Below are 25,168 nucleotides of genomic sequence, written 5' to 3'. Positions count from 1 at the left end.
GAAATGAGGAATTGATACTATGTTCGGTGGACAAAATATGCAACAAATGATGAAGCAAGCTAAGAAGATGCAAAAGCAAATGGAAGATGAGCAATCAGCAATTTCAAAGACGGATTATGTTGGTCATGCACCTTCAGATGTTGTTTTGGCAACTTTTAATGGTGATCGTGAATTAAAGGATCTTCAAATTAATGAAGAGATTATTGATCCTGAAGACGCTGAAGGTTTAGCTGATATGGTTTTGGTAGCAGTTAATGATGGTTTGAAGCAAATTGAACAAGACCAACAAAAGCGTTTGGGACAATTTGCACCAAAGGGTATGTTCTAAGATATCAGTAGAAAGAAGGCAGTTGTATGCAATATCCAGAGCCAATTGCAAAATTAATTGATAGTTATACCAAATTACCAGGTATTGGCATTAAGACTGCGACGCGTTTAGCTTTTCATACAATTGATATGCCGGAAGACGATGTGACGAGTTTTGCGCAGTCTTTAATTTCGGCTAAACGTGACCTTCATTTCTGTTCGATATGTGGTAATTTAACGGAAACAGATCCATGTGCGATTTGTTCCGATACTAGTCGTGACCAAAGTACCGTACTAGTGGTGGCTGAAGTAAAAGATTTGATGGCCATTGAAAATACAGGTGAGTATAAAGCGTTGTACCACGTTCTTCATGGTGTTTTATCACCACTTGAAGGTAAGGGACCAGATGATATTAATATCGAAGGGTTGGTTAATCGACTACAAAAAGATGACACGATTCAAGAAGTGATTGTGGCAACCAATGCTAATGCTGAAGGTGAAGCAACTGCTATGTATCTGTCACGCTTGTTAAAGCCAGCTGGGTTGAAAGTTTCTCGTCTAGCAACTGGTTTGTCAGTCGGTAGTGATATTGATTACGTTGATCAGATTACGTTAATTAAAGCCGTTGAAGGGAGGACGCAATTATAATGTTTAAATTACACCGTAAACGTCCAAAGTTTGATGCACAACAATATGATGATCGTTTGAATCAAGCAATTGAACACACAAAGTATAATTATGAAAAAGCGCGTTTATCTGAAGAGGCGATGTTCGACAGTGATATTGCGCCACAAATGATTAAGGCTGAAACAGCACTTGCTAAGCAAAAGTATTTTTTTGTTTTACGGGCTGCTCGCCAACGGGGGATGAAAGGCCACTGGTCAACAGCTTTTGTACATCCTGAAAAATAAGGTAACGATTATGTGTTTTTACTAACTTTAAACTGAATTTTCATGTATAATAGCGAGAAAAGGAGGTATGTTAAATGATTGGATTACACATTTTCTTCGGTATTATGATTGTGGTCGGTGCTGTGGCAACGGCAGTATCATTCCAAGGAGATACTGATAAGTTGACTAAGGCACAAAAGTATTCATTGATCTTAACAACATCAGCAATTGGTTTGACGATTGTATCAGTTATTTCAGTATACGCATCAGTATACATTGGCTTGGTACTATTCTTATTGCTAGCTGCATATGAATACTTTGCTTTTATTCGCGTCGCACATTCTAAATAAGAATTTAATATTAGTTATTTTTGAAAGTGGTCAAAAAGATTTTAGTGCGATACTAAGCTCTTTATGACCACTTTTTCAATCAAATAAAAATGCTGTTATTTGCCACAAGTATGGTTTATCGTAGCGATTTTATGTTCAATTATGTTGTGAAGTTATTAATTTTGTTGGTATAATAAAAAATAAACAATGATTAGGAAGCGGTGAAATACATGTCAGGGACATTTATTACGTTTGAAGGTCCTGAAGGCGCAGGAAAAACATCAGTGTTACGAGCAATTGTTGAACGCCTAACTCCCATACTCAAAGATGACCTAGTGTTAACCAGGGAACCAGGGGGGACTGGCAGTCCAGTTGCCGAGGCAATTCGTGATTTAGTTTTAGATCCTAATTTGCCTAGTATGGATGCTTGGACTGAAGCTTTCTTGTATGCAGCATCTCGACGCCAGCATTTAGTTGATACGGTTTTACCAGCTTTAGCGGCTGATAAAGTTGTCATTAGTGATCGCTATTTAGATAGTTCTATTGCCTATCAGGGTGGCGGTCGAGATTTAGGTGTTGATGCTATCACGACAATTAATCAATTTGCAACTAATGGCGTGATGCCAGCAGCGACAGTTTATTTAGATATTCGTCCCGAAGTGGGCTTAAAACGCATTCAAGAACATCGTCAAGATGAAGTTAATCGCTTGGACGTTGAAACTTTGTCATTTCATCGTCGCGTTTCTGATGCTTATCATAAATTGGCAGCACAATATCCAGAACGTTTTTTAATTATTAATGCTGAGCAGGACTTAGCAAAGGTTATTACAGATACATGGACAGCACTGATACCAATACTTGGTATCCAGGACTAGGAGGTTTTCACATTATGAAAATGATTATTGCAATTGTACAAGATAAAGATGCGAATAAGTTAGGTGGTAAATTTGTGAAGGCAAACGTTCGGGCAACCCGTTTAGCAACATCTGGTGGCTTTCTTCGTTCTGGAAACACGACCTTTATGATTGGTATTGAAGACGATCGTGTGCAAGAAGTTTTGGATTTGATTGAAGATACATCACATACTCGTAAGCAATTCATGACACCTGCAGTTAGTCTTGATGTCGCTATGGAATCAACAGCTGCAACTCCAATGGAAGTACAAGTTGGTGGTGCAACGGTCTTTGTTCAAGATGTTGAACAATTTCATCGCTTCTAAGAGGTGCTCATGAACGCCAAAGAATTAATTGCGCGTGTTAACGATTTGCAACCTCAGTTGATTGCGCAACTGGAAAAGGCGTCAGCAAGCCAACAACTTGCTCACGCCTTTTTGTTTACAGGTCCAGTTGGACGTGGTCAAACTTTAGTTGCTGAATGGTTAGCAATGCGATTAATGTGTCCAAATGTCACAGCAGATGGCCAACCTGATGGTACTTGTAATCAATGTCAACGTATCGCGAATCATGAACATCCAGATGTGATTGAAGTTCAGCCAAATGGTAAAAGTATCAAGGTTGATCAAGTTCGCTTTTTAAAAGAAGAATTCACTAAAACAGCAGTTGAAGGCTGGCAAAAAATATTTATTATTGATGGAGCTGACACAATGACGACCAGTGCGGCTAATAGTTTGCTCAAGTTTATTGAGGAGCCAGCACCTGGTCAGACGGCCATTTTAATTGCTGAAAATAAGGCGCAATTATTACCAACAATTGTTTCGCGAACACAAGTCATCAATTTTTCGACGATTAGTCAAGAACAATTCGCACAGTCATTGCTGAATATGGGATATCAATCAAAGCAAGTTGCCTTAGTACAATCGCTAACTGATAGTACCGAAGTGGCGCAAACATGGTTAGAAGACAATTGGTTTAATGATGCAACGCAAGCTGTTGTGACATTAGCAACCATGATGCTGGAAAATTCTAACCAAGCTTTTACCCAAGTGCAAACTACTTTTATACCGTTAGCGAGTGATCAAAGTAGTCGCCAAGTTATTTTAATGATGTTTGCCCAAGTATGGCGAGATATTTTGCTTACTAAAACCGGTGTGGTGGCAAGCCATTTTGGTAAAGATTGGTCACCATTGATCCAACGCTATGACGTGGACACATTATTGGCAGTTGTTAAGATTGTCTTAGCAGCACCACAAAAATTACAAATGAATATTAATTTTCAAACAACATTAGAAACAACTATATTATCAAGTCAATTTAAGTTAGCAGGTTTATCATGAAACAACAGAAAAGTTTTGGTACCCAGTCAACGGGAACCTTATATTTAGTACCAACGCCAATTGGTAATCTTGGTGATATGACAAACCGTTCAATTGAAGTCATGCAAGCAGTTGATTTAATTGCAGCAGAAGATACACGCCATACGCAACAGCTGTTAAATCAGTTTAATATCGAAACAAAGCAAATTTCTTTTCATGAACATAATAAGGAAAATCGCATTCCTGAATTAGTGACGCGCTTACAAGAAGGTATGAGTATTGCCCAAGTTTCTGATGCGGGAATGCCATCAATTTCGGATCCAGGTCATGAACTTGTTAAAGCCGCAATTTTAGCAGATATTCCAGTTGTACCAATTCCAGGTGCCAGTGCTGGTATTACGGCATTGATTGCTTCGGGATTAGCGCCACAACCATTTATGTTTTATGGCTTTTTGTCCCGCAAACCTAAAGAACAGGTTAGTGAGCTTGAGACATTGAAGAATCATCAAGAAACGATGATTTTTTATGAAGCACCACATCGTTTGGGCAAAACGTTAAAATCAATTGAAACGGCCTTTGGACCCGATCGACAAGTTGTTTTGGCGCGTGAGTTAACAAAGCGTTATGAGGAATTTTTGCGTGGTACTGTTGCAGAACTAGTTGCTTGGACAAAGGAAAATGAAGTGCGTGGGGAATTTGTGGTCCTAGTTGCAGGAAATGATCAAGCAGAAACGGAACTTGATGATGATCCATTGGCTGATTTAACACCGATTGAAGCTGTCCAAGCTTTGGTTGACAATGGTCTTAAACCAACAGCTGCAATTAAACAAATTGCTAAGCAACGGTCATTGGATCGCCAAGCATTATATTTACAATATCAAGGAGAGAATAAATAATGGCTGTAGAATTTTATATGCCACATGAAGTGGTCTACTATGAAGCAGATGTTACTGGTAAGTTAAGTTTGCCAATGATTTATAATTTGGCAATTCTTAGTTCAACGCAACAAGCGATTGAATTGGGAATTGGACCAGAGTATACGCATGCCAAAGGTGTTGGTTGGATTGTTTTACAGCAACTTGTCACGATTAACCGACGTCCTGATGATGGTGAAAAAATTACCTTGTCAACAACAGCTAAACAATTCAACCCATTTTTTGCTCGTCGCGAGTATCGTTTAATTGATGAACAAGGCAATGATCTGGTTGTGATGGATGGCTTATTCTCAATGATTGATATGAATAAGCGTAAGTTAGCTCGTATTCCTAAAGATATGGCCGAGGCATACCAACCAGAACATGTTCGTAAAATTGCGCGGTTACCAGAAGTAGCTGGTTTTGATGACGAACAACCAGTCGACTATGCAAAAGAATATGAAGTTCGTTATTTAGATATTGATTCAAATCACCACGTTAATAATTCAAAGTATGCAGATTGGATTGAAGATGTGTTGCCATTAGAATTTTTGACAACCCATGAACCAACGGCTATGAATATTAAATATGAACATGAAGTGTTGTTTGGTGATACCGTTAAATCAGAAGTACAAATTGATAGTAATACAACGAAACATCGTATTATGTCGGGGGATGTTCTATCAGCAGAAGCAACAATCGATTGGACGTTAACTGATAATTAGGCTAAACTAAAAGTATTAAGAACATAAGGAGAGTATAAATGTCCGTATTAGTATTAGGGGGAGCTGGCTATATTGGTTCTCACATGGTAGCGACTTTGTTAGCCGCTAACCGTGATGTTGTAGTTGTTGATAACCTATTAACAGGTCATCGCGCATCAGTGCCTGAAGGGGTGCCTTTCTACGAGGTTGATATTCGTGATAAGGCAGCATTGAGCGAAGTATTTGAAAAAGAAAATATTGAACAAGTCGTGCACTTTGCGGCATCTTCAATTGTGCCAGAATCAGTTGAAAAGCCACTAAAGTATTTTGATAATAACGTTTACGGTATGATTAATTTACTTGAAGTTATGTTAGACTTTGATGTTAAGCAAATTGTCTTCTCATCAACGGCCGCAACTTATGGTGTTGCTAAAGAAAATCCCATTAAGGAAACGACACCACAAAATCCAATTAACCCATATGGTGAATCAAAGCTTCAAATGGAACACATCATGAAGTGGGCTGACCAAGCTTATGGTTTGAAGTGGGTTGCTTTGCGTTACTTTAATGTTGCCGGTGCTAAGGCTGATGGTTCAATTGGTGAAGATCACCCAACTGAAACACATTTGGTGCCAATTATTTTACAAACTGCATTGGGACAACGTGAAAAGATTATGATGTTTGGTGATGATTACAATACACCAGATGGCTTTAACGTGCGTGATTATGTGCATGTTATGGATTTGGCTAATGCCCATGTTTTGGCATTGGATTACTTGGCTAAGGGTAATGACTCAAATCAATTTAACTTGGGTTCAGCGAACGGTTTCTCAGTTAAGCAAATGGTTGAGGCTGCTCGCGAAGCTACTGGTAAAGAGATTCCAGCTGAAGTTGGACCTCGTCGTGCCGGTGATCCTGATTCATTGGTTGCTTCATCAGCTAAGGCGCGTGAAGTCCTTGGTTGGGAACCAAAGTATGATGATGTCAAGGAAATTATCGGTACAGCTTGGAACTGGCTACAAAAGCATCCAAATGGCTACGAAGATCGGTAATTAAGAATAAAGATAAATCAATATTGTTAGACTTGTTTGGTCATGTCTGACGATATTGATTTTTTTATTGACAGAATTTTCTTTTTTAAGTAATAAAGATGTCGTGATTTTAAATTTGCGGTAAAATGAGTAATAGTATTCTACAAATAAAGGAGTCAGGTAATATGAAAACCATTGCTTTTGATACAAGCAATCAACCTTTAAGTGTTGCATTATTTGAAGATGATCATTTAATTGATCAGCGTGAAACTAATGTACGCCGTAATCATTCAACCCAATTATTGCCATTTATTGATGAACTCGTCCAACAAGCTAATTGGACACCCCAAGATTTAGATAATGTCATTGTTAGCCAAGGACCTGGTTCATATACAGGCCTACGAATTGCAGTGACAACAGCTAAAACGTTAGCATTTACTTTGGGTATTACCTTAACGGGTATTTCAAGTCTAGCTTTGCTAGCTAGCAATGTGGCTGATACTGATGCATTAATCGTACCTATTATGGATGCACGTAACGACAATATGTATGCTGCACAATATCAGTGGCAAAATGGCAAGTTAGTTGCAGTTAAAGCAGATGACCATATGAATATTGATGGTCTGAAAGCATCATTAACTGATCAAAATCAAACCATTATTTTTGTTGGTGAATGGCAACGCTTTGAAGAACAATTACGGACGGCATTCCCACAAGCTAAATTTGCCAGTGATAATTTGCCACACGCTGCCAATAGCCTATTACTAGCTAAAGAAGCAACGCAATTAACCGATATGGATGATATTCATCAATTCGTACCACAATATCATCGTTTATCACAAGCAGAATCAGATTGGGCTAAGGCACATCCTGATGATTACGGTGAACACACCTATGTGGAAAAAGTTTAATGAATGGTTACAACGAGTAATGCAGTCAACTGTTGAAAGTAAACAGCAGTCATATCAAATTATGGTTTTGGGTGATTTAGAGCTCGAGTTTCGACCTGCACAAGTTTCAGATTTGGATGATATCTATGCTTTAGAAGAGACAGTATACGCTGATAAACCAATTTGGCCAAAGGAATCTTTTGCTAAAGAATTAGCGCGAACACAAGATCGCTTGTATTTGGTTGTGCAGCATCCAGTAACTGGTGAGGTAGTCGCTTTAGTTGGGGCGGCTTTTCGACCAGGTATTCATGAAGTTCATATTACCAATATTGTTGTTGCACCAGATTGGCAAGACCAGGGCATTGGTACTTTCTTGTTACTATATATCATGATTATTGCGCAACACTTAGATTTTCATCGTATTTCGTTAGAAGTGCGAGTTTCAAATGAACACGCAAAAGCGTTGTATGAACGGATTGGTTTTCAGGTTATTCGACGTAAGACGCACTATTATGGCAAAGATGATGAGGACGCCTTTGATATGGCACAAATTTTAGGGAATCAAATTGATCATGAACTTCTTGTATAAAACCGCACTTAATGCGCAACAATTATTAACATTGGCAGATAATGCCTATCCGGCAGGGTCGCCTTGGCAATTACAGACGTTTGAACAAGATTTAGCAAATGAATACACCCATTATATGGGGATGGTTAATGCACAAGGTGAATTAATCGGCTTTGCAGGTGGTACGTATTTGGACAATGTATTAGACATTAGTAATGTGGCGATTGTTAAAGCCTATCAAGGTCAGCATCTGGGTGAAGTATTGTTGCGGCAATGGTTTGCAGAATTTTCTGATGGAACAAATGTGTTATTAGAAGTACGTGAAAGTAATCGTGCAGCCCAATATTTATATCAACGACTTGGTTTTGATAGTTATCGACGCAGGAAAGCTTATTATAATCATCCAGTTGAAGATGCTGTTCTAATGATGCTGACATTACCAATAAAATTAAAGGAGTAGAGCATGACAGAAATACGTTATATCATGGCATTTGAATCAAGCGCTGATGAAACAAGTGTCGCCATCGTAAAAAATGGTGTTGAAATTATTAGTTTGGAAACCGCAACACAAATTAAAAGCCACCAACGTTTTGGTGGTATTGTGCCAGAAGTTGCGAGTCGGCATCACATTGAGCAAGTTACTATTTTAGCTGATGCTGCTTTGACGGATGCGGGGTTAACTTATTCTGATTTAACCGCAGTTGGGGTTACCCAAGGACCAGGACTTGTTGGGGCGTTACTAATTGGGGTGACAGCTGCGAAGACAATTGCTTGGGCACATCATTTACCACTCGTACCGGTGATTCATTTGGCTGGTCATATTAGTGCCGCTAACTTTGTGGCACCAATTGAATATCCAGCACTAGCCTTAATGGTTTCAGGTGGTCATACAGAATTAGTTTTGATGCCCAAGGAATATGAATATGTTGTTATTGGTGATACGCGTGATGATGCTGCCGGCGAAAGTTATGATAAAGTTGGCCGTACCATGGGATTGAAATATCCAGCTGGTAAAACTCTAGATGAAATGGCGCATCGTGGTAAGCCAGCATATAATTTACCACGTGCTTTGTTGAATGATGAAGCTTATGATTTCTCATTCTCGGGACTCAAAAGTGCGGTCATTAATTTAATGCATAATGCGGATCAACGTGGCGAAACTGTTGATCACGATGATTTAGCAGCTTCATTCCAAGAAGCAGTGATTGAAGTATTAGTGACGAAGACTGCTCGGGCGTTGGATAACTACCCAGTTAAGTCATTTATTGTGGCTGGTGGTGTTGCTGCCAACCGTGGGTTACGTGATGCATTAACTGATATGATGGCTAAGCGCTCAGCAATTAACTTCTTACCAGTACCGATTAAGCTGGCTGGTGATAATGCGGCAATGATTGGTGCAGCTGTTGATATTGCTTATCGTCATGGTAAACGTGGTGATTGGGCTTTGAATGCTGATCCGGCTTTGGAGTTTGATTATCTAGATATGTAAAGTAATAAAAAAGAGACGCGCACTTCAAAAATGCGTGTCTCTTTTTATGTTCAAAAATCATTTTCCTACTATAATAATGTAGAAATTTTAGTTAGCTCTTTCAAGCAATGATTCACTGATGGCAATTAGGGTATCTTTAGCGTCGCCGTCAGGTAACTCATTTAGTTTTGCTAAAGCATTATCAGTATATTCACTAGCTAATGCGATAGCTTCGTCAACAGCACCACTCGCAACGACCATGTCACGTAATGCAATTGATTCTTCATTAGTAATCTGTTCCTTTTTAACTAACAATGCCTGAATATCTTGATTATCTTGCATAGCGATGATTAATGGTGCTGAATAAACACCTTCACGAACGTCTTGAAGTGTTGGCTTACCTAAGTCGACATTATTTGACTGGTAATCTAAAATATCATCTAATATCTGGAAAGCCATGCCGACATTGTAGGCGAATTCTGATACTAAAGTCATGAATGACTCAGGTGCGCTACCGTTAGCAGCACCTAGTTGAGCTGATAAGACGAATAGAGCAGCTGTTTTACCACCAATTTGTTCCTTATAATCAGCTAAAGTCATATGACGATCGTAGTGGTTGGTACGTTGTGTTAATTCTCCGGCTAAAATATCTTCTAACAAAGAAGTGGCTTGGCGTACTAATTTCATATCATTAGTATGGAAGGCAAGTGTCTTAAACGTTGCGGCGAATAAATAATCACCAGCGTAAGCGGCAATGTCTTTACCAAAACGAGATTGGATGCTTGGTGCATGACGACGTTCAGGTGAATCGTCGATAATGTCATCGTGTACTAGCGTAGCTGTATGTAACATTTCGACTGCAGCTGCGATGTATTTTAAATCTGAATTATTGCGTGGGTAGAATTCACCTATAATCAGTGCAAAGGCAGGGCGTAACATTTTACCGCCGGCACGGAACATATCCAATAGCGCTTGTTCAACTTCTTTGTCATTCGCTTGTAATGAATTTTGAATAATCAATAACACATCTTGGAGTTCCTTTTGAACTGATGGAAAGTTCTCCCACATTGGGTGGATTTGCGTAAGTGTTTGTTTCATTAATTTGGTATTCCTTAAATCTGCTATATAGTAAAACTCAATTTTGACATAACGTCTTTTAAACTAGTTTCTATTATATATGAAAAAAATAGAATTAGCAGACAAAATTTCATCAAAAAAACATTTTTGAAATTTCAAGAGTTTTTAATAGCATTTTTTTAAGAAATTGTGTATTATGAAAAACGTTGCGTCACATGAATTGAACTTACAAAAATTAGTTTAAAAAAAGTGAACAAAACACTTGCTAATGCAGTATAACTGCTGTATTATATTCAAGTACGCTAATCGGAGGGTGTTTCTGACATCCCAAGTATTAGTGTGCATTAACGAGCAATGATGTGGGAGGTTGCGACACACCCGGCAGCATTGCCACGAGGCCCATTGCCATGGAGCCTTGTGGGGCGTGTCGGTAGTTTCCACGGAGTTAGTTTCATATTCCAATATGGACGAAGGGAGAATTATCATGGCAAACAAAAAGATCCGTATCCGCTTAAAGGCATACGAACACAAGATTTTGGATTCATCAGCTGAAAAGATTGTTGAAACAGCAAAGCGTACAGGTGCTGAAATTTCAGGTCCTATTCCATTGCCAACAGAACGTACAGTTTACACAGTTTTGAGTTCACCTCACAAGCACAAGGATGCACGTGAGCAATTCGAATTGCGTACTCACAAGCGTTTAATTGACATCATGAACCCAACTGCAAAGACCGTCGACGCATTGTCAAAGTTGGAGTTGCCAAGTGGTGTTGATATCGAAATTAAGTTGTAATCCTTATAACTTTAATTAAAGATCGATAAACTTGCCTGGTTATGCATTTAACTAACTAAAATTTATAATTACTATTTGAAAAGGAGATAGTCATGACTACTAAGGGTATCTTAGGCCGCAAAGTCGGCATGACTCAGGTATTCACTGAGACTGGTGAACTTATCCCTGTAACGGTTGTTGAAGCTACGCCAAACGTCGTTCTACAAGTTAAGACTTTGGAGAACGATGGTTACAACGCTTTGCAATTGGGTTACCAAGATAAGCGCCAAGTTTTGAGCAACAAACCTGAGCAAGGTCACGTTGCCAAAGCAAACACGACCCCTAAGCGCTACATTCGTGAAATCCGCGATGCTGAGGGAGAATTCAATGTTGGGGATGAAGTAAAGGTTGATATCTTTGCCGCAGGGGAAGCTGTTGACGTTACTGGAATTACGAAGGGTCATGGTTACCAAGGTAACATTAAGAAGGATGGCCAAGCTCGTGGACCTATGGCTCACGGTTCTCGCTATCACCGTCGTCCTGGTTCATTGGGTGCCATTATTAACCGCGTCTTCAAGGGTAAGAAGTTGCCTGGACGTATGGGTAACCGTAAGCGTACTGTACAAAACTTGCAAGTTGTTCGCGTTGATGTAGAAAACAACGTGATCTTGGTTAAGGGTAATGTTCCTGGTGCCAACAAGTCACTTGTTACTGTTAAGTACTCAAAAAAAGCTAAGTAATAAGGACGAAGGGAGGAAATTAACATGACTAAGGTTGCTTTGTTTAAGCAAGACGGTTCAAATGCCGGAGATATTGAGCTAAACGCTTCAGTATTCGGTGTAGAACCAAACAACAGTGTCATTACGGATGCCGTATTGATGCAACGTGCTTCAATGCGTCAAGGAACTCATGCCGTTAAGAACCGTTCAGCGGTTTCTGGTGGTGGAAAGAAGCCTTGGCGTCAAAAGGGTACGGGTCGTGCCCGTCAAGGTTCAATCCGTTCACCACAATGGCGTGGAGGTGGAATTGTCTTCGGACCTACTCCACGTTCATATGCCTACAAGATGCCTAAGAAGGCTTACCGTTTGGCATTGAAGTCAGTGTTGTCACAAAAGGTTTTGGATTCATCATTGGTAGTTGTTGATGGTTTGTCATTCGACGCACCAAAGACTAAGGAATTCAAGGCAGTTTTGAACAACTTAAACGTAAATGAAAAGACGTTGGTTGTCTTGGACGATGATAATGCTAATGCAGCACTAGCAGCACGTAACTTAGAAAACGTGACTGTTATGACTGCAAAGGGTGTTAACGTGCTTGACGTAATCAACAACGATAAGTTGGTTGTAGTTCAATCAGCTTTGGCACAAGTTGAGGAGGTTTTGGCATAATGGACGCACGCGATATCATTTTGCGCCCGGTCATCACTGAACAAACGATGAACGTTTTAGATGAAAAGCGTTACACGTTTGAAGTTGATGTTCGCGCCACAAAGCCACAAATTAAGCGCGCTGTTGAAGAAATTTTTGACGTTAAAGTTGAAAAGATCAACACAGCTAACGTAAGTGGTAAATTGAAGCGTCAAGGACGTTTCTCTGGTTACACTAAGAAGCGTAAGAAGGCAACTGTTACGTTGTCTGCCGCTTCACAGGACATTCAATTGTTCAACGAAAACTAATTAGGAGGAAATTAGCGTGGCTATCAAAAAGTACAAGCCAACCTCTAACGGTCGTCGTAACATGACTTCTTCAGATTTTTCTGAAATCACAAAGACGACGCCCGAAAAGAGCTTGTTGGAATCAAAGTCAAACACTGGTGCTCGTAACTCATACGGTCACATGACTGTACGCCACCGTGGTGGTGGACACAAGCGCCAATATCGTATTATCGACTTCAAGCGTACTAAGGACGATGTACCAGCTAAGGTTGTTGCGATCGAATATGATCCAAACCGTACTGCAAACATCGCTTTGCTACAATATACTGATGGTACTAAGTCATATATCTTGGCACCTAAGGGTCTAGAAGTTGGTATGACAGTTCAATCTGGAGATGATGCTGATATTAAGTTGGGTAACGCCCTACCATTAGCAAAGATTCCTGATGGAACTCAAATTCACAACATTGAATTAAAGCCTGGTCATGGTGGACAACTTGTTCGTTCAGCCGGAGCTTCAGCTCAAGTGTTAGGTAAAGAAGGAAAGTACGTTCTAGTTCGCCTACAATCAGGTGAAGTTCGTATGATCTTGGCTACTAACCGTGCCACAGTTGGAGTTGTTGGAAATGAACAACACTCATTGATTAGCTGGGGTAAGGCTGGTCGCCGTCGTTGGAAGGGTCAACGTCCACACGTTCGTGGATCTGTAATGAATCCTAACGATCACCCTCATGGAGGTGGTGAAGGAAAGGCTCCTGTTGGAATGCCATCACCTTTGTCACCATGGGGTAAGAAGACAGCTGGTAAGAAGACTCGTAACGCTAAGGCTCGTTCAACGAAGTTTATCGTTCGTAGCCGCAAGAACAAGTAAAATAGTACCAGCTACTATATAAGTTTTTAAAAAACGAGAGGAGGACCTCAAAATGGGTCGTAGCCTAAAAAAGGGACCATTTGCTGACGCTTCATTATTGAAGAAGGTCGAAGAAGCTAATGCTTCTGACAAACATACTGTCATCAAAACATGGTCACGTCGCTCAACGATTTTCCCTAGCTTTATCGGATTGACATTTGCAGTTTACGATGGTCGTAAGCACATGCCAGTTTTGGTACAAGAAGACATGGTTGGTCATAAGCTTGGAGAGTTCGTTCCTACGCGTACGTTCCGCGGACACGCAACAGATGACAAAGCAACTAAGCGTAAGTAATTAGGAGGACAATACAATGGCTGAACAAATCACGTCAGCACGCGCCACGGCCAAGATCGTTCGTGTCGCACCACGTAAGGTCCGCCTAGTGCTTGACCAAGTTCGTGGTAAGTCTGTGGCAGAGGCATTTGCAATTTTGCAATTCATGCCAAACCACAGCTCAGAAGATGTATACAAAGTGTTGAACTCAGCAGTAGCTAATGCTGAGAACAACTTCTCATTAGATCGTGAAGATTTGGTAGTCGCTGAAGCCTTTGCTAACGAAGGACCAACGCTAAAGCGTTTCCGTCCACGTGCCAAAGGTTCAGCTTCACCAATCAACAAGCGTACAAGCCACATTACAATTGTGGTAAAAGAAAAGTAAGGAGGATTGAGTCATGGGTCATAAAATTAACCCAAATGGTATGCGTATCGGCATCATCCGCGACTGGGATGCAAAATGGTATGCAAACAAGAAGGACTTCGCAACAACTTTGCATGAAGATTTAAAGTTGCGTGAGTACATCGAAGCTAAGTTGGCTGATGCTTCAATTTCACGTGTTGAAATTGAACGTACTGCTAACCGCGTAAACATCTCAATCCACACTGCTAAGCCAGGTATGGTTATTGGTAAGGGTGGTTCTGAAGTTGATGCATTGCGTAACGAGCTTGCTAAGATCGTTGCCAAGGGTGAACGTGTTCACATCAACATCATTGAGATTAAGAAGCCTGATTTGGACGCCCACTTGGTAGGTTCACAAATTGCAGCAGACTTGGTTCGCCGTGTGGCTTTCCGTCGTGCAATGCGTAGTGCCATCCAACGTGCAATGCGTGCTGGTGCCAAAGGTGTCAAGACGCAAGTTTCTGGACGTTTAAATGGTGCAGATATGGCTCGTGTAGAGCAATATACTGAGGGTACAGTGCCATTGCACACATTGCGTGCAGACATTGACTACTCATGGGATGAGGCAACTACACAATTCGGTCAAATCGGAGTTAAGACTTGGATTTACCGTGGTGATATTTTGCCAGAGAAAAAGTCAGTAAAGAAGCAAGGAGGCGAGTAACATGCTAGTTCCAAAGCGTGTAAAGTACCGTCGCCCACACCGCGGTAAGATGCGTGGTGAGGCTAAAGGTGGTAAGACAGTAGCTTTTGGAGATTTCGGTTTACAAGCTACTGAATCACACTGGATTACAAACCGTCAAATCGAGGCTGCTCGTATTGCTATGACGCGTTACATGAAGCGTGGTGGTAAAGTATGGATTAAGATTTTCCCACACTTGTCATACACGTCAAAGGGTGTTGGTGTTCGTATGGGTAACGGAAAAGGTACCCCAGAAGGCTGGGTAGCACCTGTCAAGCGCGGCAAGGTACTATTCGAAGTTGCCGGTGTTCCTGAAGACGTTGCTCGCGAAGCCTTGCGTCTTGCATCTAACAAGTTGCCAGTCAAGACTAAGATCTTGGCTCGTCAAGTGGAGGGTGAATAATGAAGATCAAGGATCAACAAAACGAAATCAAGGGTCTCAGCCAAGCTGAGCTAGTTGCCAAGGAAAAGAGCTACAAGGAAGAGTTATTCAACTTGCGTTTCCAATTAGCTACTGGTCAACTTGAGAACACGGCTCGATTGTCAGAAGTACGCAAGCAAATTGCCCGTATCAAGACGGTCATTCGTCAACAAGAATTGAACAAGTAGACTAAGAGAGGAGACCGTTCGTTATGACTGAAGCTCGTAACACACGTAAGGTTTACCAAGGCCGCGTGGTTTCAGATAAGATGGATAAAACAATTACTGTTGCCATTAACACTTACAAGAACCACCCAGTTTATGGTAAACGTGTTAAGTACACGAAAAAGTTTAAGGCTCACGATGAGAACAACGAAGCTAAGACAGGTGATTTGGTACGTATCATGGAGACACGTCCAACATCAGCTACAAAGCGCTTCCGTTTGGTAGAAATCGTAGAGAAGGCCGTTATTATCTAATCGTTTAATCTCGAATAATACCAATAACGGAAGGAGGACAAAATCGTGATTCAACAAGAGAGTCGTTTAAAGGTTGCTGATAACTCAGGTGCACGCGAAATCTTGACTATCAAGGTATTGGGTGGATCTGGTCGTAAGTTCGCCGGAATCGGTGACATGATTGTCGCAACTGTTAAGCAAGCTATTCCTGGTGGAAATGTTAAGAAGGGTGACGTTGTTAAAGCCGTTATCGTTCGTACTGCCGCTAGTACACATCGCGCTGATGGTTCATACATCAGCTTCGATGAAAACGCTGCTGTTATCGTTAAGGATGACAAGAGTCCTGTAGGTACTCGTATCTTCGGACCTGTTGCGCGTGAATTGCGTGACAATGATTACATGCGTATTGTGTCATTGGCATCTGAAGTATTGTAATTACCATCATTAAATCAAGGAGGAAGCCTCGCATGTTTGTGAAGACTGGTGACAAGGTTAAGGTTATCGCCGGCAAGGACAAGGGTAAGGAAGGCGTCATCGTAAAGACTGTCGCATCTCAAAACCGTGTTGTTGTTGAAGGTGTCAATAAGGTTAAGAAGCACCAAAAGCCTAATAACCAATACCCACAAGGTGGAATTGTTGAGCTTGAAGCTCCAATCCATGTTTCAAACGTACAATTGCTTGACCCTTCTACTAACGAACCAACAAAAGTTGGTTACAAAGTTGAAGATGGTAAGAAGGTACGTTTTGCAAAGAAGTCTGGAAAGACTTTAGCATAAATTTCTAGGTGAAAGGAGGAAATCATTATCATGGCAAATCGCTTGAAGGAAAAGTACGTCAATGAAGTTACACCTTCATTGATTGAGAAGTTTGATTACTCATCAATCATGCAAGCACCTAAGATCGAAAAGATCGTGCTTAACATGGGTGTTGGTGACGCTGTTTCAAACTCAAAGAACTTGGATGAAGCTGTTGCTGAATTGGAATTGATTGCTGGTCAAAAGCCAGTTATCACTCGTGCAAAGAAGTCAATCGCTGGCTTCCGTTTGCGTGAGGGTATGGCAATCGGTACAAAGGTTACTTTGCGTGGTGAACGTATGTATGACTTCTTAGACAAGTTGATCAACGTTTCATTGCCACGTGTTCGTGACTTCCGTGGAGTTTCACCAAAGGCTTTTGATGGCCGTGGAAACTACACATTGGGAGTTCGTGAGCAACTTATTTTCCCAGAAATTGATTATGATAAGGTTAACCGCGTTCGTGGTTTGGATATCGTTCTTGTAACGACAGCCAACTCTGACGAAGAAGGCCGTGAATTGCTTACTCAAATGGGTATGCCTTTCTCAAAGTAATCAACACTGATTTACAGTAATTAATAATAGGAGGCAAATATCAATGTCAATGACTGACCCAATTGCAGATTTCTTGACTCGCATTCGTAATGCGAACATGGTTCGCCACGACTCAGTTGAAGTACCTGCATCAAAGATCAAGAAGGACATCGCCGAGATCTTAAAGAGTGAAGGCTTTGTTCGTGACGTTGAATACATTGAAGATGACAAGCAAGGTGTCATCCGTGTTTTCCTTAAGTATTCTGCTGACAAGACTCGCGTAATTACAGGTTTGAAGCGTATTTCAAAGCCTGGTTTGCGTACATATGTTAAGTCAGATGAAGTACCTAAGGTATTGAACGGTTTGGGTATCGCAATCATCTCAACTTCTGAAGGTGTTATCACCGATAAAGAAGCTCGCGCCAAGAAAATTGGTGGCGAGGTATTGGCTTACGTCTGGTAAAAAGAAAATTTAAATAAGGAGGTGTCAACCAATGAGTCGTATTGGTAATAAGGCCGTAACATTGCCAGCAGGCGTTGAATTATCACGCGAAGGTGACGTTGTTACTGTTAAAGGACCTAAGGGTGAGCTATCACGTAAGATTGCTCATGAAATCAATTTGACTGTTGATGGAACTGAGGTTTCATTCACTCGCCCATCAGATGATGGACGTATGAAGGCACTTCACGGAACTACTCGCGCCATTGTTAACAACATGGTCGAGGGTGTTTCAAATGGCTTCGATAAGACTTTGAAGTTAGTCGGTGTTGGATACCGTGCAGCAAAGCAAGGCGACAAGCTTGTTTTGAACGTTGGTTATTCTCACCCAGTAGAATTTGAAGCTCGTGAAGGATTAACTGTTGAAGTTCCTGACGCAAATACGGTTAAGGTTGCCGGAATCAGCAAACAATATGTTGGTGATTTCGCTGCTGAAATCCGTTCCGTACGCGCACCTGAACCATACAAAGGTAAGGGTATTCGTTACGAAGATGAATACGTTGCACGTAAGGAAGGTAAGACTGGTAAGTAAACTTAAGCTTTGTGCTTAAAAATCGTAAGCAACGTTACGATCTTACTTATGAGTATATCTTTCGAATTAAAAAAAAGAGGTTACGAACATGATTACGAAGTCAGACAAGAACAAAGTGCGTCAACACCGACACACTCGCGTTCGTGGAAAGATTTCTGGTACTGCTGAGCGCCCACGCTTGAACGTTTACCGTTCTAATAAGAACATCTACGCGCAATTAATTGATGACGTAGCGGGTGTGACGCTTGCTAGTGCCTCAACATTGGATAAGTCAATTGAGACTGCTCCAAAGACAGAACAAGCAGCTAAAGTTGGTGCTTTAATCGCAGAGCGCGCGAAAGCAGCTAACGTTGAAGTTGTTGTATTTGATCGTGGTGGATACTTGTACCATGGTCGTGTACAAGCTTTGGCCGAAGCAGCTCGCGAAGCTGGTTTGAAGTTCTAAGGGAAGGAGGAAAGAAAAACATGGCATTTATCGATGCAAATAAGCTCGGTGAGCTTGAAGAAAATGTTGTAGCCATCAACCGTGTTACCAAGGTTGTTAAGGGTGGACGCCGTTTGCGTTTCGCTGCTTTGGTAGTAGTTGGTGACCGTGACGGACATGTTGGTTTCGGTACTGGTAAAGCGCAAGAAGTTCCTGAAGCAATCCGTAAGGCTGCTGAAGATGCAAAGCGTAATATTATTAGTGTACCTATGGTTGGTACAACCCTTCCTCATTCTACATTGGGTGTTCACGCAGGTGGTCGCATCTTATTGAAGCCCGCCGTTGAAGGATCTGGAGTGGCAGCTGGTGGTGCTGCTCGTGCCGTTTTGGAACTAGCTGGTGTTGCTGATGTGACTGCAAAGTCAATTGGTTCAGCTACTCCAATCAACGTTGTACGTGCAACTTTTGATGCAATCAACTCATTGAAGAACGCTGAAGAAGTTGCTGAATTGCGTCAGGTCTCATTAGAGCACTTGGCAGAATAAGGAGGCAGAAAATGGCTGAACAAGTTAAAATTACTCTTGTAAAGAGTGCTGCCCACCGTTTGCCAAAGCAACGTGCGATTGTAAAGGCCCTTGGTTTGAACAAGGTGCAATCATCAGTCGTATTGCCTGACAATGAAGCAACGCGTGGTGCAGTGTTCAAGATTGCTCACTTGGTTACTGTTGAAGTAGTTAAGTAAGAGCTAAATAATTAGATTGCATTGAAGGAGGTAAAACCCTAATGAAGCTAAATGAACTCCAAATAGCCGAAGGTGCACGTAACGTCCGCAACCGTGTTGGACGTGGTGAATCATCAGGTAATGGTAAGACTGCAGGTCGTGGTCAAAAAGGTCAAAAGGCTCGTGGTAAGACTCGTCAAGGTTTCGAAGGTGGACAAATGCCATTGTTCCGTCGTATGCCAAAGCGTGGTTTCACGAACATTAACCGCAAGGAGTATGCTGTTGTCAACCTTGACATGTTGAATCGTTTTGACAACGGTACTGAAGTTTCACCAGCATTGTTGGTTGAAGCTGGTATCGTAAAGAACGAAATGAACGGCGTTAAGATCTTGGGAAATGGTCAATTAGAAAAGTCATTGACTATTAAAGCTAACAAGTTCTCAGCAGCAGCAGCCGCAGCAATCGAAGCTGCTGGTGGTAAAGCTGAGGTGATCTAATGCTGAAAACCGTGCTCAATTCGCTTAAAGAAAAAGATATTCGGAAGAAATTATTCTTTACTTTAGGAATCCTAATCGTTTATCGGCTAGGTGCCTATATTACTGTGCCGGGAATCAATACGGCCGCATTAACAGAGGTAGCAAATTCTGGGCTCGGCAGCATTTTGAATATGTTTAGCGGTGGTGGATTAACAAATTACTCATTGTTTGCAATGGGAGTTTCACCATACGTTACTGCACAAATCGTGGTACAGCTCCTACAAATGGATATTGTGCCACGATTTGTTGAATGGTCAAAACAAGGTGAAGTGGGTCGGCGTAAGTTGAACCAAGTCACTCGTTGGTTGACCATTGTTCTAGCCTTTGTCCAATCTATTGGAATAACGGCTGGATTTAATCAACTTAGCCAAGTTAACTTGGTTAAAACACCGAATGTTGAAACTTACTTATTAATCGGATTTATTCTAACGGCTGGAACAATGTTGTCAGTCTGGTTAGGTGAAATGATTACTGAGCGTGGTCTTGGTCAAGGTGTTTCAATGTTGATTTTTGCTGGTATAATTGCGCGTTTGCCAGCAGGTTTGTATCGACTATTCAAGGAACATGTCCTAGAAGGTGGCGATCCAGCGCGTGGATGGGCTTTCTTCATAGGACTTATGATGATTTTCGTAATCGTTATAGGTTTTGTTACTTGGTTTAACCAAGCTATCCGTAAAGTACCTATGCAATATACACGTCGTTCAGTAGGATCAGGAAGTTCTTCTTACCTACCACTACGTATTAATATTGCGGGAGTTATCCCAGTTATTTTTGCGTCATCGCTATTGGTAACACCACAAACTATTTTGCAAGCCTTTGCAAGCAAGTTTGCTGATGCAAGTTGGTATAATACAGTTATGCAATACCTTTCAATTGAAACGTTGCAAGGTGGTATTGTTTATACATTATTAATTGTCTTGTTTACGTTCTTCTACGCCTTTGTTCAGGTTAACCCTGAAAAGGTTCAAGAGAACTTACAAAAGCAAGGTAGTTATATTGTGGGCGTCTGGCCTGGTCCATCTACTGAAAAGTGGATGTCAGGACTATTGATGCGTTTGTCAGTAGTTGGCGCTTTGTTCCTAGGATTCGTCGCTTTAGCACCAATTCTAGCAACACACTTCTTTGGGTTGGATAGTAACCTTGCAATGTCAGGAACGTCAATCTTGATTGTCATTGGTGTGGCAATTGACCTGATTCGCCAACTTGAAGGATTGATGATGAAGCGGCAGTATGTTGGATTTATTCGAGAAGGAGTCGAAGCAAAATGAGTTTAAATATCATGTTGTTGGGTTTACCAGGGGTTGGTAAAGGAACCCAGGCTGCAAAGATCGTTGAGATGTACAACTTGCCACACATCAGTACGGGTGATATGTTCCGTGCGGCAATGGCCAACGAAACTGAGCTTGGTATGAAAGCAAAGTCTTATATGGATGCCGGTGACTTAGTCCCAGACGAAGTTACTAACGGCATCGTTGCTGAGCGTTTGTCTGAAGAAGATACGAAGCCAGGATTCATTTTAGATGGTTTCCCTCGTAACTTAGAACAAGCTAAGGCATTAGAAGACATGTTAAGTAAAGAAGGACGCTCATTAGACGCTGTTCTTTACTTTACTGCTGATACACAAGTTTTGGTTGATCGTATGATGGCCCGTGGACGCGCCGATGACACACCTGAAGTGATTAAGAATCGCTTGGATGTTAACGGTGAGCTTACTGAACCAATCGCTGAGTTTTATGCTCAAAAGGGTATCTTAAACAAAATCGATGGCGCACGTGAGCTTGATGTCGTGTTCGCAGATGTAAAGAAGTTACTTGATAGTTTGAAGAACGCCTAAGTTTAACATGTATTTCCCTTTGCAAGGGAATTTTATCGTGTTATAATAACTTGTTACGTTCTCCAATGTCACAACTAAGGAGGCAGCAACGTGGCCAGTGATGTTATTGAAATTTCTGGTGTGGTAAAGGAAACTTTGCCCAATGCCATGTTTACCGTTGAACTGGAAAACGGCGCAGACATCTTAGCACACGTTTCTGGTAAGATTCGTAAGAATTTTATTCGTATCTTGCCTGGAGATCGTGTAACAGTTGAGATGTCGCCATATGATTTGACGAAAGGCCGGATTACATACCGGTTCAAGTAAGTTAATCATAAAAATATTCAAGGAGGTAAATATCATGAAGGTTCGTCCATCAGTTAAGCGTATGTGCGACAGCTGCAAGGTTGTCAAGCGTAATGGTCGTGTAATGGTGATTTGCTCTGCAAACCCAAAGCACAAGCAACGTCAAGGTAAGTAATTCTTACTGGCGTTAACAAATAATTTATTATATAGAAGAAGGAGGTAATCGTAATGGCTCGTATTGCTGGTGTTGATTTGCCTCGCGATAAGCGTATCGTGATCGCATTAACATATGTATATGGAATCGGTAACTCTACTGCACAAAAAGTGTTAGCAGAAGCAAAGGTTTCTGAGGATGTCCGTGTTCGAGACTTAACTCCAGACCAAGAAGACGCTATCCGTGCCGTCGTAGATGGTATTAAGGTAGAAGGTGACTTGCGTCGTGAAGTTTCAATGAGCATTAAGGGACTACAAGAAATTAATTCATACCGTGGTATCCGTCACCGTAAGGGCTTGCCAGTTCGTGGACAACACACGAAGAACAACGCTCGTACTCGTAAGGGCCCAGCTGTTGCAATTGCAGGTAAGAAGAAGTAATTTAAACTAACTAGAAAGGAGATAACTTGATTATGGCAGGTCGTACTAATCGTAAGCGTCGTGCACGTAAAAGTGTTGAGTCTGGTGTAGCACACATCCACGCAACATTTAACAACACGATCGTAATGATCACCGACGTTCAAGGAAATGCTGTTGCTTGGTCATCAGCTGGTGCACTTGGTTTCAAAGGTAGTCGTAAGTCAACGCCGTTTGCTGCGCAAATGGCTGCTGAGGCTGCTGCCAAGGGCGCAATGGAAAATGGCATGAAGACTGTTGAGGTAACTGTTAAGGGTCCTGGTTCAGGTCGTGAGTCAGCTATCCGTTCGTTAGCCGCTGCAGGTTTGGAAGTTTCATCTATTAAGGATGTTACGCCAGTACCTCACAACGGTTCTCGTCCACCAAAGCGTCGTCGTGTCTAATTGCCGGTTGCAAATAGTGCACAACATGCTTTGAAAGGGGTAACAAACAGTATGCTTGAATTCGAAAATCCTAAGATTATGCTGGTTGAAGAGGATAGCAATTACGGTAAGTTTGTGGTTGAGCCGCTTGAACGTGGTTACGGAACTACTTTGGGTAACTCACTACGCCGTGTATTGTTGTCTTCATTGCCTGGTGCGGCAATCAATTCAGTACAGATTGATGGCGTTTTGCATGAATTTTCAACGGTCGAAGGTGTCGTTGAAGATGTGACGCAAATCATTTTAAACCTAAAAAAGGTTTCAATGCGCATCGACAGTGATGATGAAAAAACACTCGAAGTTAACGTAACCGGTCCCGCAGATGTGACGGCCGGTGACATAACTGGTGACAGTGATGTGGAAATCTTAAACAATGATCTTCACATTGCTACTGTTGCGGCTGGGGCTACCTTGCACATGACTTTGACTGCTTCTCGTGGTCGTGGTTATGTTTCAGGGGACCAGAATAAGGAATTGCATGATGAAATGCCTATTGGCGTTCTAGCAATTGATTCAATCTTTACCCCAATCGAACGCGTCAACTATCAAGTTGAAAACACTCGTGTTGGTCAACGTGATGACTTTGACAAATTGACTTTGGACGTTTGGACTGATGGTTCATTGACAGCTACAGAAGCTGTTTCTTTGGCTGCTCGTATTATGTCTGATCATTTGAATGCCTTTGTTGATATGTCTGAACGCGCAATTACTGCACAAGTGATGGCAGACAAGGAAGAAGAGCCAACTGCTAAGCACGCAGATACACCAATTGAAGAATTGGATTTGTCTGTTCGCTCTTATAATTGTCTCAAAAGGGCCGGGATTAACTCTGTCCAAGAGTTAACTGAGCGTACGGAGACACAAATGATGTCTGTCCGTAACCTCGGTCGGAAATCACTTGACGAAATCCAAGACAAGCTTAAGCTATTAGGTTTGGGATTCCGCAAGGAAGATTAGATTAAACGATAGAATACCAAGAAAAGGAGGATACACTCATGGGATACCGTAAGTTGGGACGTAACAGTGAGCAACGTAAAGCTATGTTGCGTGATTTAACTACTGATCTATTGATCAACGGTCAAATCACTACGACTGAAGCTCGTGCAAAAGAAGTTCGTCGTACTGCTGACAAGATGATTACGTTGGGTAAGCATGGTGATTTAGCATCACGCCGTAAGGCAGCTGCCTTTTTGCGTAACGTCATTGCAGACGTAAAAACAACTGATGATAACAAAGTTCAAATTGAAACAGCATTGCAACACTTATTTAGTGATGTTGCACCTCGTTTTGAGGGTCGTGCCGGTGGTTACACTCGCATCTTAAAGACTACTCAACGTCGTGGTGACGCTGCTCCAATGGTTATCTTGCAATTGGTTGACTAATTTCATTGGTTAATTAATAAACACAATGAGATCTCTCATGTTATAAGGTATAAACCGCTAAGATGATGGCTAATAGCCAAGTCTAGGTTGAAAGGCATTTATGTCGAGCCTGTAACGTGTGAGGTTTTTTTGTATACTTTTATAGTTAGTTTAACAAGCTCAGCGAGTTGATAATGCAATCAATTTGCTGAGCTTGTTAATATCTAATAAGTTGAATGTATGTGAAAAAAGTAATTTACTCACTAGAAAACCTAGTATATACTGAAAGTAGTATTTTATAGGGGGCAGTAATAATGGGAACAAAGCGTAATACTAATGCAACTGGTATGACAGTTCACTTAACGCCAAGTAACTTTAAGGCAAATTGTATAATCATTAATGGTCGGCCATTTCAATATCGCGGAATTGATTTAGATTGGGGAGATACAGTCCGTATAAGGCAACAAGTAGGAGATTTCTTAGTTGTTGAAAAGACGTATAAGCGTGGTAAAAACTACTATGCTTTGGGCTTAGCAGAATAATAATTAGTAAGATCTGACTTAATAGTCAGGTCTTTTTGGTTGCATAAAAAAAGATTGAGATGGTTTGTCTCAATCTCTATTTCCTGATTTAT

At 41.3% G+C, this 25,168-nt stretch carries 44 protein-coding genes; 43 read left to right on the top strand and 1 reads right to left on the bottom strand.

Annotated features, from left to right (window positions below; all coding sequences use genetic code 11):
* Positions 1–19 precede the first annotated feature (19 nt).
* The 14 genes from ACSYSF_RS07325 (at position 20) to tsaD (ending at position 9,333) form a co-directional block, all read left to right on the top strand.
* Positions 20–328: a YbaB/EbfC family nucleoid-associated protein gene (locus ACSYSF_RS07325; RefSeq protein ID WP_489867369.1), complete on the top strand. Its 309-nt coding sequence runs from the start codon at positions 20–22 to the stop codon at positions 326–328.
* A 26-nt stretch (positions 329–354) separates the two neighbouring features.
* Positions 355–954, top strand: coding sequence for a recombination mediator RecR (recR, locus tag ACSYSF_RS07320; RefSeq protein ID WP_489867368.1), 600 nt, complete (start codon positions 355–357; stop codon positions 952–954).
* Positions 954–1,217, top strand: coding sequence for a YaaL family protein (locus tag ACSYSF_RS07315; protein ID WP_489867367.1), 264 nt, complete (start codon positions 954–956; stop codon positions 1,215–1,217). Before recR ends, ACSYSF_RS07315 begins: the two co-directional genes overlap by 1 nt.
* Before the next feature lie 74 nt (positions 1,218–1,291).
* Positions 1,292–1,546: a hypothetical protein gene (locus ACSYSF_RS07310; protein ID WP_489867366.1), complete on the top strand. Its 255-nt coding sequence runs from the start codon at positions 1,292–1,294 to the stop codon at positions 1,544–1,546.
* A gap of 209 nt (positions 1,547–1,755) precedes the next feature.
* Positions 1,756–2,400: a dTMP kinase gene (gene tmk / locus ACSYSF_RS07305; protein ID WP_489867365.1), complete on the top strand. Its 645-nt coding sequence runs from the start codon at positions 1,756–1,758 to the stop codon at positions 2,398–2,400.
* Positions 2,401–2,414: 14 nt separating this feature from the next.
* On the top strand, positions 2,415–2,744 hold the full coding sequence (gene darA / locus ACSYSF_RS07300) for a cyclic di-AMP receptor DarA (RefSeq protein ID WP_489867364.1): 330 nt from the start codon (positions 2,415–2,417) through the stop codon (positions 2,742–2,744).
* A gap of 9 nt (positions 2,745–2,753) precedes the next feature.
* On the top strand, positions 2,754–3,758 hold the full coding sequence (holB, locus tag ACSYSF_RS07295) for a DNA polymerase III subunit delta' (protein WP_489867363.1): 1,005 nt from the start codon (positions 2,754–2,756) through the stop codon (positions 3,756–3,758).
* Positions 3,755–4,633, top strand: a complete 879-nt coding sequence (rsmI, locus tag ACSYSF_RS07290; protein WP_489867362.1) for a 16S rRNA (cytidine(1402)-2'-O)-methyltransferase — start codon at positions 3,755–3,757, stop codon at positions 4,631–4,633. Before holB ends, rsmI begins: the two co-directional genes overlap by 4 nt.
* Positions 4,633–5,376: an acyl-[acyl-carrier-protein] thioesterase gene (locus tag ACSYSF_RS07285; protein ID WP_489867361.1), complete on the top strand. Its 744-nt coding sequence runs from the start codon at positions 4,633–4,635 to the stop codon at positions 5,374–5,376. The genes rsmI and ACSYSF_RS07285 overlap by 1 nt, the downstream gene beginning before the upstream one ends.
* 38 nt (positions 5,377–5,414) lie before the next feature.
* Positions 5,415–6,407: a UDP-glucose 4-epimerase GalE gene (galE, locus tag ACSYSF_RS07280; RefSeq protein ID WP_489867360.1), complete on the top strand. Its 993-nt coding sequence runs from the start codon at positions 5,415–5,417 to the stop codon at positions 6,405–6,407.
* Between the two features lie 164 nt (positions 6,408–6,571).
* Complete coding sequence (tsaB, locus tag ACSYSF_RS07275; RefSeq protein ID WP_489867510.1) at positions 6,572–7,297, top strand: tRNA (adenosine(37)-N6)-threonylcarbamoyltransferase complex dimerization subunit type 1 TsaB; 726 nt, start codon at positions 6,572–6,574, stop codon at positions 7,295–7,297.
* Positions 7,281–7,865, top strand: a complete 585-nt coding sequence (gene rimI / locus ACSYSF_RS07270) for a ribosomal protein S18-alanine N-acetyltransferase (RefSeq protein WP_489867359.1) — start codon at positions 7,281–7,283, stop codon at positions 7,863–7,865. Before tsaB ends, rimI (ACSYSF_RS07270) begins: the two co-directional genes overlap by 17 nt.
* Entirely contained in the window at positions 7,849–8,304 is a 456-nt protein-coding gene (gene rimI / locus ACSYSF_RS07265) for a ribosomal protein S18-alanine N-acetyltransferase (RefSeq protein WP_489867358.1), read from the top strand. Before rimI (ACSYSF_RS07270) ends, rimI (ACSYSF_RS07265) begins: the two co-directional genes overlap by 17 nt.
* A 3-nt stretch (positions 8,305–8,307) precedes the next feature.
* Positions 8,308–9,333 (top strand): tRNA (adenosine(37)-N6)-threonylcarbamoyltransferase complex transferase subunit TsaD, encoded by a 1,026-nt coding sequence (tsaD, locus tag ACSYSF_RS07260; protein ID WP_489867357.1) that lies wholly within the window; start codon positions 8,308–8,310, stop codon positions 9,331–9,333.
* Positions 9,334–9,420: 87 nt separating this feature from the next.
* Here the strand turns inward: tsaD and ACSYSF_RS07255 are convergent, their stop codons facing one another.
* Positions 9,421–10,410 carry a polyprenyl synthetase family protein gene (locus ACSYSF_RS07255; protein ID WP_489867356.1) on the bottom strand — a complete coding sequence of 330 codons (990 nt, stop codon included), beginning with the start codon at positions 10,408–10,410 and terminating at the stop codon, positions 9,421–9,423.
* Between the two features lie 463 nt (positions 10,411–10,873).
* Here ACSYSF_RS07255 and rpsJ point away from each other — a divergent pair, with 463 nt between their 5' ends.
* The 29 genes from rpsJ (at position 10,874) to ACSYSF_RS07110 (ending at position 25,076) form a co-directional block, all read left to right on the top strand.
* Positions 10,874–11,182, top strand: coding sequence for a 30S ribosomal protein S10 (rpsJ, locus tag ACSYSF_RS07250; RefSeq protein WP_115471028.1), 309 nt, complete (start codon positions 10,874–10,876; stop codon positions 11,180–11,182).
* A gap of 92 nt (positions 11,183–11,274) precedes the next feature.
* Entirely contained in the window at positions 11,275–11,901 is a 627-nt protein-coding gene (gene rplC, locus ACSYSF_RS07245; RefSeq protein WP_075270322.1) for a 50S ribosomal protein L3, read from the top strand.
* 24 nt (positions 11,902–11,925) lie between these two features.
* Positions 11,926–12,549: a 50S ribosomal protein L4 gene (gene rplD / locus ACSYSF_RS07240; RefSeq protein WP_489867355.1), complete on the top strand. Its 624-nt coding sequence runs from the start codon at positions 11,926–11,928 to the stop codon at positions 12,547–12,549.
* The gene (rplW, locus tag ACSYSF_RS07235) at positions 12,549–12,836 is read left to right on the top strand and encodes a 50S ribosomal protein L23 (protein WP_489867354.1); all 288 of its coding nucleotides are present in this window, start codon (positions 12,549–12,551) and stop codon (positions 12,834–12,836) included. The genes rplD and rplW overlap by 1 nt, the downstream gene beginning before the upstream one ends.
* A gap of 16 nt (positions 12,837–12,852) precedes the next feature.
* A complete protein-coding gene (gene rplB / locus ACSYSF_RS07230) occupies positions 12,853–13,686 on the top strand; it encodes a 50S ribosomal protein L2 (protein ID WP_489867353.1) in 834 nt (277 codons plus the stop codon).
* Positions 13,687–13,738: 52 nt separating this feature from the next.
* A complete protein-coding gene (rpsS, locus tag ACSYSF_RS07225) occupies positions 13,739–14,020 on the top strand; it encodes a 30S ribosomal protein S19 (RefSeq protein WP_489867352.1) in 282 nt (93 codons plus the stop codon).
* Between the two features lie 16 nt (positions 14,021–14,036).
* Complete coding sequence (gene rplV, locus ACSYSF_RS07220; RefSeq protein WP_092462965.1) at positions 14,037–14,384, top strand: 50S ribosomal protein L22; 348 nt, start codon at positions 14,037–14,039, stop codon at positions 14,382–14,384.
* A gap of 13 nt (positions 14,385–14,397) precedes the next feature.
* Positions 14,398–15,066, top strand: a complete 669-nt coding sequence (gene rpsC / locus ACSYSF_RS07215; protein WP_489867351.1) for a 30S ribosomal protein S3 — start codon at positions 14,398–14,400, stop codon at positions 15,064–15,066.
* A gap of 1 nt (position 15,067) precedes the next feature.
* Positions 15,068–15,487, top strand: coding sequence for a 50S ribosomal protein L16 (gene rplP, locus ACSYSF_RS07210; RefSeq protein ID WP_489867350.1), 420 nt, complete (start codon positions 15,068–15,070; stop codon positions 15,485–15,487).
* A complete protein-coding gene (gene rpmC / locus ACSYSF_RS07205) occupies positions 15,487–15,693 on the top strand; it encodes a 50S ribosomal protein L29 (RefSeq protein WP_002827981.1) in 207 nt (68 codons plus the stop codon). Before rplP ends, rpmC begins: the two co-directional genes overlap by 1 nt.
* 23 nt (positions 15,694–15,716) lie before the next feature.
* Positions 15,717–15,983: a 30S ribosomal protein S17 gene (gene rpsQ / locus ACSYSF_RS07200; protein WP_002827980.1), complete on the top strand. Its 267-nt coding sequence runs from the start codon at positions 15,717–15,719 to the stop codon at positions 15,981–15,983.
* A gap of 45 nt (positions 15,984–16,028) precedes the next feature.
* Positions 16,029–16,397, top strand: coding sequence for a 50S ribosomal protein L14 (gene rplN, locus ACSYSF_RS07195; RefSeq protein WP_489867349.1), 369 nt, complete (start codon positions 16,029–16,031; stop codon positions 16,395–16,397).
* A 32-nt stretch (positions 16,398–16,429) separates the two neighbouring features.
* Positions 16,430–16,738 carry a 50S ribosomal protein L24 gene (gene rplX, locus ACSYSF_RS07190; RefSeq protein ID WP_489867348.1) on the top strand — a complete coding sequence of 103 codons (309 nt, stop codon included), beginning with the start codon at positions 16,430–16,432 and terminating at the stop codon, positions 16,736–16,738.
* Positions 16,739–16,768: 30 nt separating this feature from the next.
* Positions 16,769–17,311 (top strand): 50S ribosomal protein L5, encoded by a 543-nt coding sequence (gene rplE, locus ACSYSF_RS07185; protein ID WP_489867347.1) that lies wholly within the window; start codon positions 16,769–16,771, stop codon positions 17,309–17,311.
* A 43-nt stretch (positions 17,312–17,354) separates the two neighbouring features.
* On the top strand, positions 17,355–17,753 hold the full coding sequence (gene rpsH / locus ACSYSF_RS07180; RefSeq protein ID WP_489867346.1) for a 30S ribosomal protein S8: 399 nt from the start codon (positions 17,355–17,357) through the stop codon (positions 17,751–17,753).
* Between the two features lie 31 nt (positions 17,754–17,784).
* A complete protein-coding gene (gene rplF / locus ACSYSF_RS07175; RefSeq protein ID WP_489867345.1) occupies positions 17,785–18,321 on the top strand; it encodes a 50S ribosomal protein L6 in 537 nt (178 codons plus the stop codon).
* A gap of 88 nt (positions 18,322–18,409) precedes the next feature.
* On the top strand, positions 18,410–18,766 hold the full coding sequence (rplR, locus tag ACSYSF_RS07170) for a 50S ribosomal protein L18 (RefSeq protein ID WP_002827974.1): 357 nt from the start codon (positions 18,410–18,412) through the stop codon (positions 18,764–18,766).
* Between the two features lie 20 nt (positions 18,767–18,786).
* A complete protein-coding gene (gene rpsE / locus ACSYSF_RS07165; RefSeq protein ID WP_489867344.1) occupies positions 18,787–19,290 on the top strand; it encodes a 30S ribosomal protein S5 in 504 nt (167 codons plus the stop codon).
* An 11-nt stretch (positions 19,291–19,301) separates the two neighbouring features.
* On the top strand, positions 19,302–19,487 hold the full coding sequence (gene rpmD / locus ACSYSF_RS07160) for a 50S ribosomal protein L30 (protein WP_489867343.1): 186 nt from the start codon (positions 19,302–19,304) through the stop codon (positions 19,485–19,487).
* Positions 19,488–19,528: 41 nt separating this feature from the next.
* Positions 19,529–19,963 (top strand): 50S ribosomal protein L15, encoded by a 435-nt coding sequence (gene rplO / locus ACSYSF_RS07155; protein WP_489867342.1) that lies wholly within the window; start codon positions 19,529–19,531, stop codon positions 19,961–19,963.
* Positions 19,963–21,270, top strand: coding sequence for a preprotein translocase subunit SecY (secY, locus tag ACSYSF_RS07150; RefSeq protein ID WP_489867341.1), 1,308 nt, complete (start codon positions 19,963–19,965; stop codon positions 21,268–21,270). Before rplO ends, secY begins: the two co-directional genes overlap by 1 nt.
* Positions 21,267–21,836 (top strand): adenylate kinase, encoded by a 570-nt coding sequence (locus tag ACSYSF_RS07145; RefSeq protein WP_489867340.1) that lies wholly within the window; start codon positions 21,267–21,269, stop codon positions 21,834–21,836. Before secY ends, ACSYSF_RS07145 begins: the two co-directional genes overlap by 4 nt.
* A 90-nt stretch (positions 21,837–21,926) precedes the next feature.
* A complete protein-coding gene (gene infA / locus ACSYSF_RS07140) occupies positions 21,927–22,142 on the top strand; it encodes a translation initiation factor IF-1 (protein ID WP_002827967.1) in 216 nt (71 codons plus the stop codon).
* 34 nt (positions 22,143–22,176) lie between these two features.
* Entirely contained in the window at positions 22,177–22,296 is a 120-nt protein-coding gene (gene rpmJ / locus ACSYSF_RS07135; protein ID WP_040760535.1) for a 50S ribosomal protein L36, read from the top strand.
* 53 nt (positions 22,297–22,349) lie between these two features.
* Complete coding sequence (gene rpsM / locus ACSYSF_RS07130) at positions 22,350–22,715, top strand: 30S ribosomal protein S13 (RefSeq protein ID WP_489867339.1); 366 nt, start codon at positions 22,350–22,352, stop codon at positions 22,713–22,715.
* Between the two features lie 32 nt (positions 22,716–22,747).
* Positions 22,748–23,134: a 30S ribosomal protein S11 gene (gene rpsK, locus ACSYSF_RS07125; protein ID WP_489867338.1), complete on the top strand. Its 387-nt coding sequence runs from the start codon at positions 22,748–22,750 to the stop codon at positions 23,132–23,134.
* A 51-nt stretch (positions 23,135–23,185) separates the two neighbouring features.
* Positions 23,186–24,130, top strand: a complete 945-nt coding sequence (locus ACSYSF_RS07120) for a DNA-directed RNA polymerase subunit alpha (RefSeq protein WP_489867337.1) — start codon at positions 23,186–23,188, stop codon at positions 24,128–24,130.
* Positions 24,131–24,168: 38 nt separating this feature from the next.
* Positions 24,169–24,555 (top strand): 50S ribosomal protein L17, encoded by a 387-nt coding sequence (gene rplQ, locus ACSYSF_RS07115; RefSeq protein ID WP_489867336.1) that lies wholly within the window; start codon positions 24,169–24,171, stop codon positions 24,553–24,555.
* Between the two features lie 293 nt (positions 24,556–24,848).
* On the top strand, positions 24,849–25,076 hold the full coding sequence (locus ACSYSF_RS07110) for a hypothetical protein (RefSeq protein ID WP_489867335.1): 228 nt from the start codon (positions 24,849–24,851) through the stop codon (positions 25,074–25,076).
* Positions 25,077–25,168: the final 92 nt, after the last annotated feature.

The organism is Weissella sp. ESL1139, assembly GCF_058506735.1.
This window is presented reverse-complemented; position numbering and strand designations above follow the sequence as displayed.

Bases quoted from the DNA above. Each gene is read 5' to 3' on its own strand.
- tmk (WP_489867365.1), top strand. From the start codon at position 1,756: ATGTCAGGGACATTTATTACGTTTGAAGGTCCTGAAGGCGCAGGAAAA.
- rpmC (WP_002827981.1), top strand. From the start codon at position 15,487: ATGAAGATCAAGGATCAACAAAACGAAATCAAGGGTCTCAGCCAAGCT.
- galE (WP_489867360.1), top strand. From the start codon at position 5,415: ATGTCCGTATTAGTATTAGGGGGAGCTGGCTATATTGGTTCTCACATG.
- ACSYSF_RS07325 (WP_489867369.1), top strand. From the start codon at position 20: ATGTTCGGTGGACAAAATATGCAACAAATGATGAAGCAAGCTAAGAAG.
- rpsE (WP_489867344.1), top strand. From the start codon at position 18,787: ATGGCATTTATCGATGCAAATAAGCTCGGTGAGCTTGAAGAAAATGTT.
- rpsC (WP_489867351.1), top strand. From the start codon at position 14,398: ATGGGTCATAAAATTAACCCAAATGGTATGCGTATCGGCATCATCCGC.
- rplE (WP_489867347.1), top strand. From the start codon at position 16,769: ATGGCAAATCGCTTGAAGGAAAAGTACGTCAATGAAGTTACACCTTCA.
- rplQ (WP_489867336.1), top strand. From the start codon at position 24,169: ATGGGATACCGTAAGTTGGGACGTAACAGTGAGCAACGTAAAGCTATG.
- rpsH (WP_489867346.1), top strand. From the start codon at position 17,355: ATGTCAATGACTGACCCAATTGCAGATTTCTTGACTCGCATTCGTAAT.
- secY (WP_489867341.1), top strand. From the start codon at position 19,963: ATGCTGAAAACCGTGCTCAATTCGCTTAAAGAAAAAGATATTCGGAAG.
- ACSYSF_RS07285 (WP_489867361.1), top strand. From the start codon at position 4,633: ATGGCTGTAGAATTTTATATGCCACATGAAGTGGTCTACTATGAAGCA.
- rpsK (WP_489867338.1), top strand. From the start codon at position 22,748: ATGGCAGGTCGTACTAATCGTAAGCGTCGTGCACGTAAAAGTGTTGAG.
- rplX (WP_489867348.1), top strand. From the start codon at position 16,430: ATGTTTGTGAAGACTGGTGACAAGGTTAAGGTTATCGCCGGCAAGGAC.
- ACSYSF_RS07315 (WP_489867367.1), top strand. From the start codon at position 954: ATGTTTAAATTACACCGTAAACGTCCAAAGTTTGATGCACAACAATAT.
- rpsS (WP_489867352.1), top strand. From the start codon at position 13,739: ATGGGTCGTAGCCTAAAAAAGGGACCATTTGCTGACGCTTCATTATTG.
- rplV (WP_092462965.1), top strand. From the start codon at position 14,037: ATGGCTGAACAAATCACGTCAGCACGCGCCACGGCCAAGATCGTTCGT.
- rplR (WP_002827974.1), top strand. From the start codon at position 18,410: ATGATTACGAAGTCAGACAAGAACAAAGTGCGTCAACACCGACACACT.
- darA (WP_489867364.1), top strand. From the start codon at position 2,415: ATGAAAATGATTATTGCAATTGTACAAGATAAAGATGCGAATAAGTTA.
- rpmD (WP_489867343.1), top strand. From the start codon at position 19,302: ATGGCTGAACAAGTTAAAATTACTCTTGTAAAGAGTGCTGCCCACCGT.
- tsaD (WP_489867357.1), top strand. From the start codon at position 8,308: ATGACAGAAATACGTTATATCATGGCATTTGAATCAAGCGCTGATGAA.
- ACSYSF_RS07145 (WP_489867340.1), top strand. From the start codon at position 21,267: ATGAGTTTAAATATCATGTTGTTGGGTTTACCAGGGGTTGGTAAAGGA.
- tsaB (WP_489867510.1), top strand. From the start codon at position 6,572: ATGAAAACCATTGCTTTTGATACAAGCAATCAACCTTTAAGTGTTGCA.
- rplP (WP_489867350.1), top strand. From the start codon at position 15,068: ATGCTAGTTCCAAAGCGTGTAAAGTACCGTCGCCCACACCGCGGTAAG.
- rimI (WP_489867359.1), top strand. From the start codon at position 7,281: ATGTGGAAAAAGTTTAATGAATGGTTACAACGAGTAATGCAGTCAACT.
- rpsM (WP_489867339.1), top strand. From the start codon at position 22,350: ATGGCTCGTATTGCTGGTGTTGATTTGCCTCGCGATAAGCGTATCGTG.
- rplO (WP_489867342.1), top strand. From the start codon at position 19,529: ATGAAGCTAAATGAACTCCAAATAGCCGAAGGTGCACGTAACGTCCGC.
- rsmI (WP_489867362.1), top strand. From the start codon at position 3,755: ATGAAACAACAGAAAAGTTTTGGTACCCAGTCAACGGGAACCTTATAT.
- ACSYSF_RS07255 (WP_489867356.1), bottom strand. From the start codon at position 10,410: ATGAAACAAACACTTACGCAAATCCACCCAATGTGGGAGAACTTTCCA.
- rplW (WP_489867354.1), top strand. From the start codon at position 12,549: ATGGACGCACGCGATATCATTTTGCGCCCGGTCATCACTGAACAAACG.
- rplF (WP_489867345.1), top strand. From the start codon at position 17,785: ATGAGTCGTATTGGTAATAAGGCCGTAACATTGCCAGCAGGCGTTGAA.
- rpsJ (WP_115471028.1), top strand. From the start codon at position 10,874: ATGGCAAACAAAAAGATCCGTATCCGCTTAAAGGCATACGAACACAAG.
- rplD (WP_489867355.1), top strand. From the start codon at position 11,926: ATGACTAAGGTTGCTTTGTTTAAGCAAGACGGTTCAAATGCCGGAGAT.
- holB (WP_489867363.1), top strand. From the start codon at position 2,754: ATGAACGCCAAAGAATTAATTGCGCGTGTTAACGATTTGCAACCTCAG.
- rplC (WP_075270322.1), top strand. From the start codon at position 11,275: ATGACTACTAAGGGTATCTTAGGCCGCAAAGTCGGCATGACTCAGGTA.
- ACSYSF_RS07310 (WP_489867366.1), top strand. From the start codon at position 1,292: ATGATTGGATTACACATTTTCTTCGGTATTATGATTGTGGTCGGTGCT.
- recR (WP_489867368.1), top strand. From the start codon at position 355: ATGCAATATCCAGAGCCAATTGCAAAATTAATTGATAGTTATACCAAA.
- rimI (WP_489867358.1), top strand. From the start codon at position 7,849: ATGAACTTCTTGTATAAAACCGCACTTAATGCGCAACAATTATTAACA.
- ACSYSF_RS07110 (WP_489867335.1), top strand. From the start codon at position 24,849: ATGGGAACAAAGCGTAATACTAATGCAACTGGTATGACAGTTCACTTA.
- rpmJ (WP_040760535.1), top strand. From the start codon at position 22,177: ATGAAGGTTCGTCCATCAGTTAAGCGTATGTGCGACAGCTGCAAGGTT.
- ACSYSF_RS07120 (WP_489867337.1), top strand. From the start codon at position 23,186: ATGCTTGAATTCGAAAATCCTAAGATTATGCTGGTTGAAGAGGATAGC.
- rpsQ (WP_002827980.1), top strand. From the start codon at position 15,717: ATGACTGAAGCTCGTAACACACGTAAGGTTTACCAAGGCCGCGTGGTT.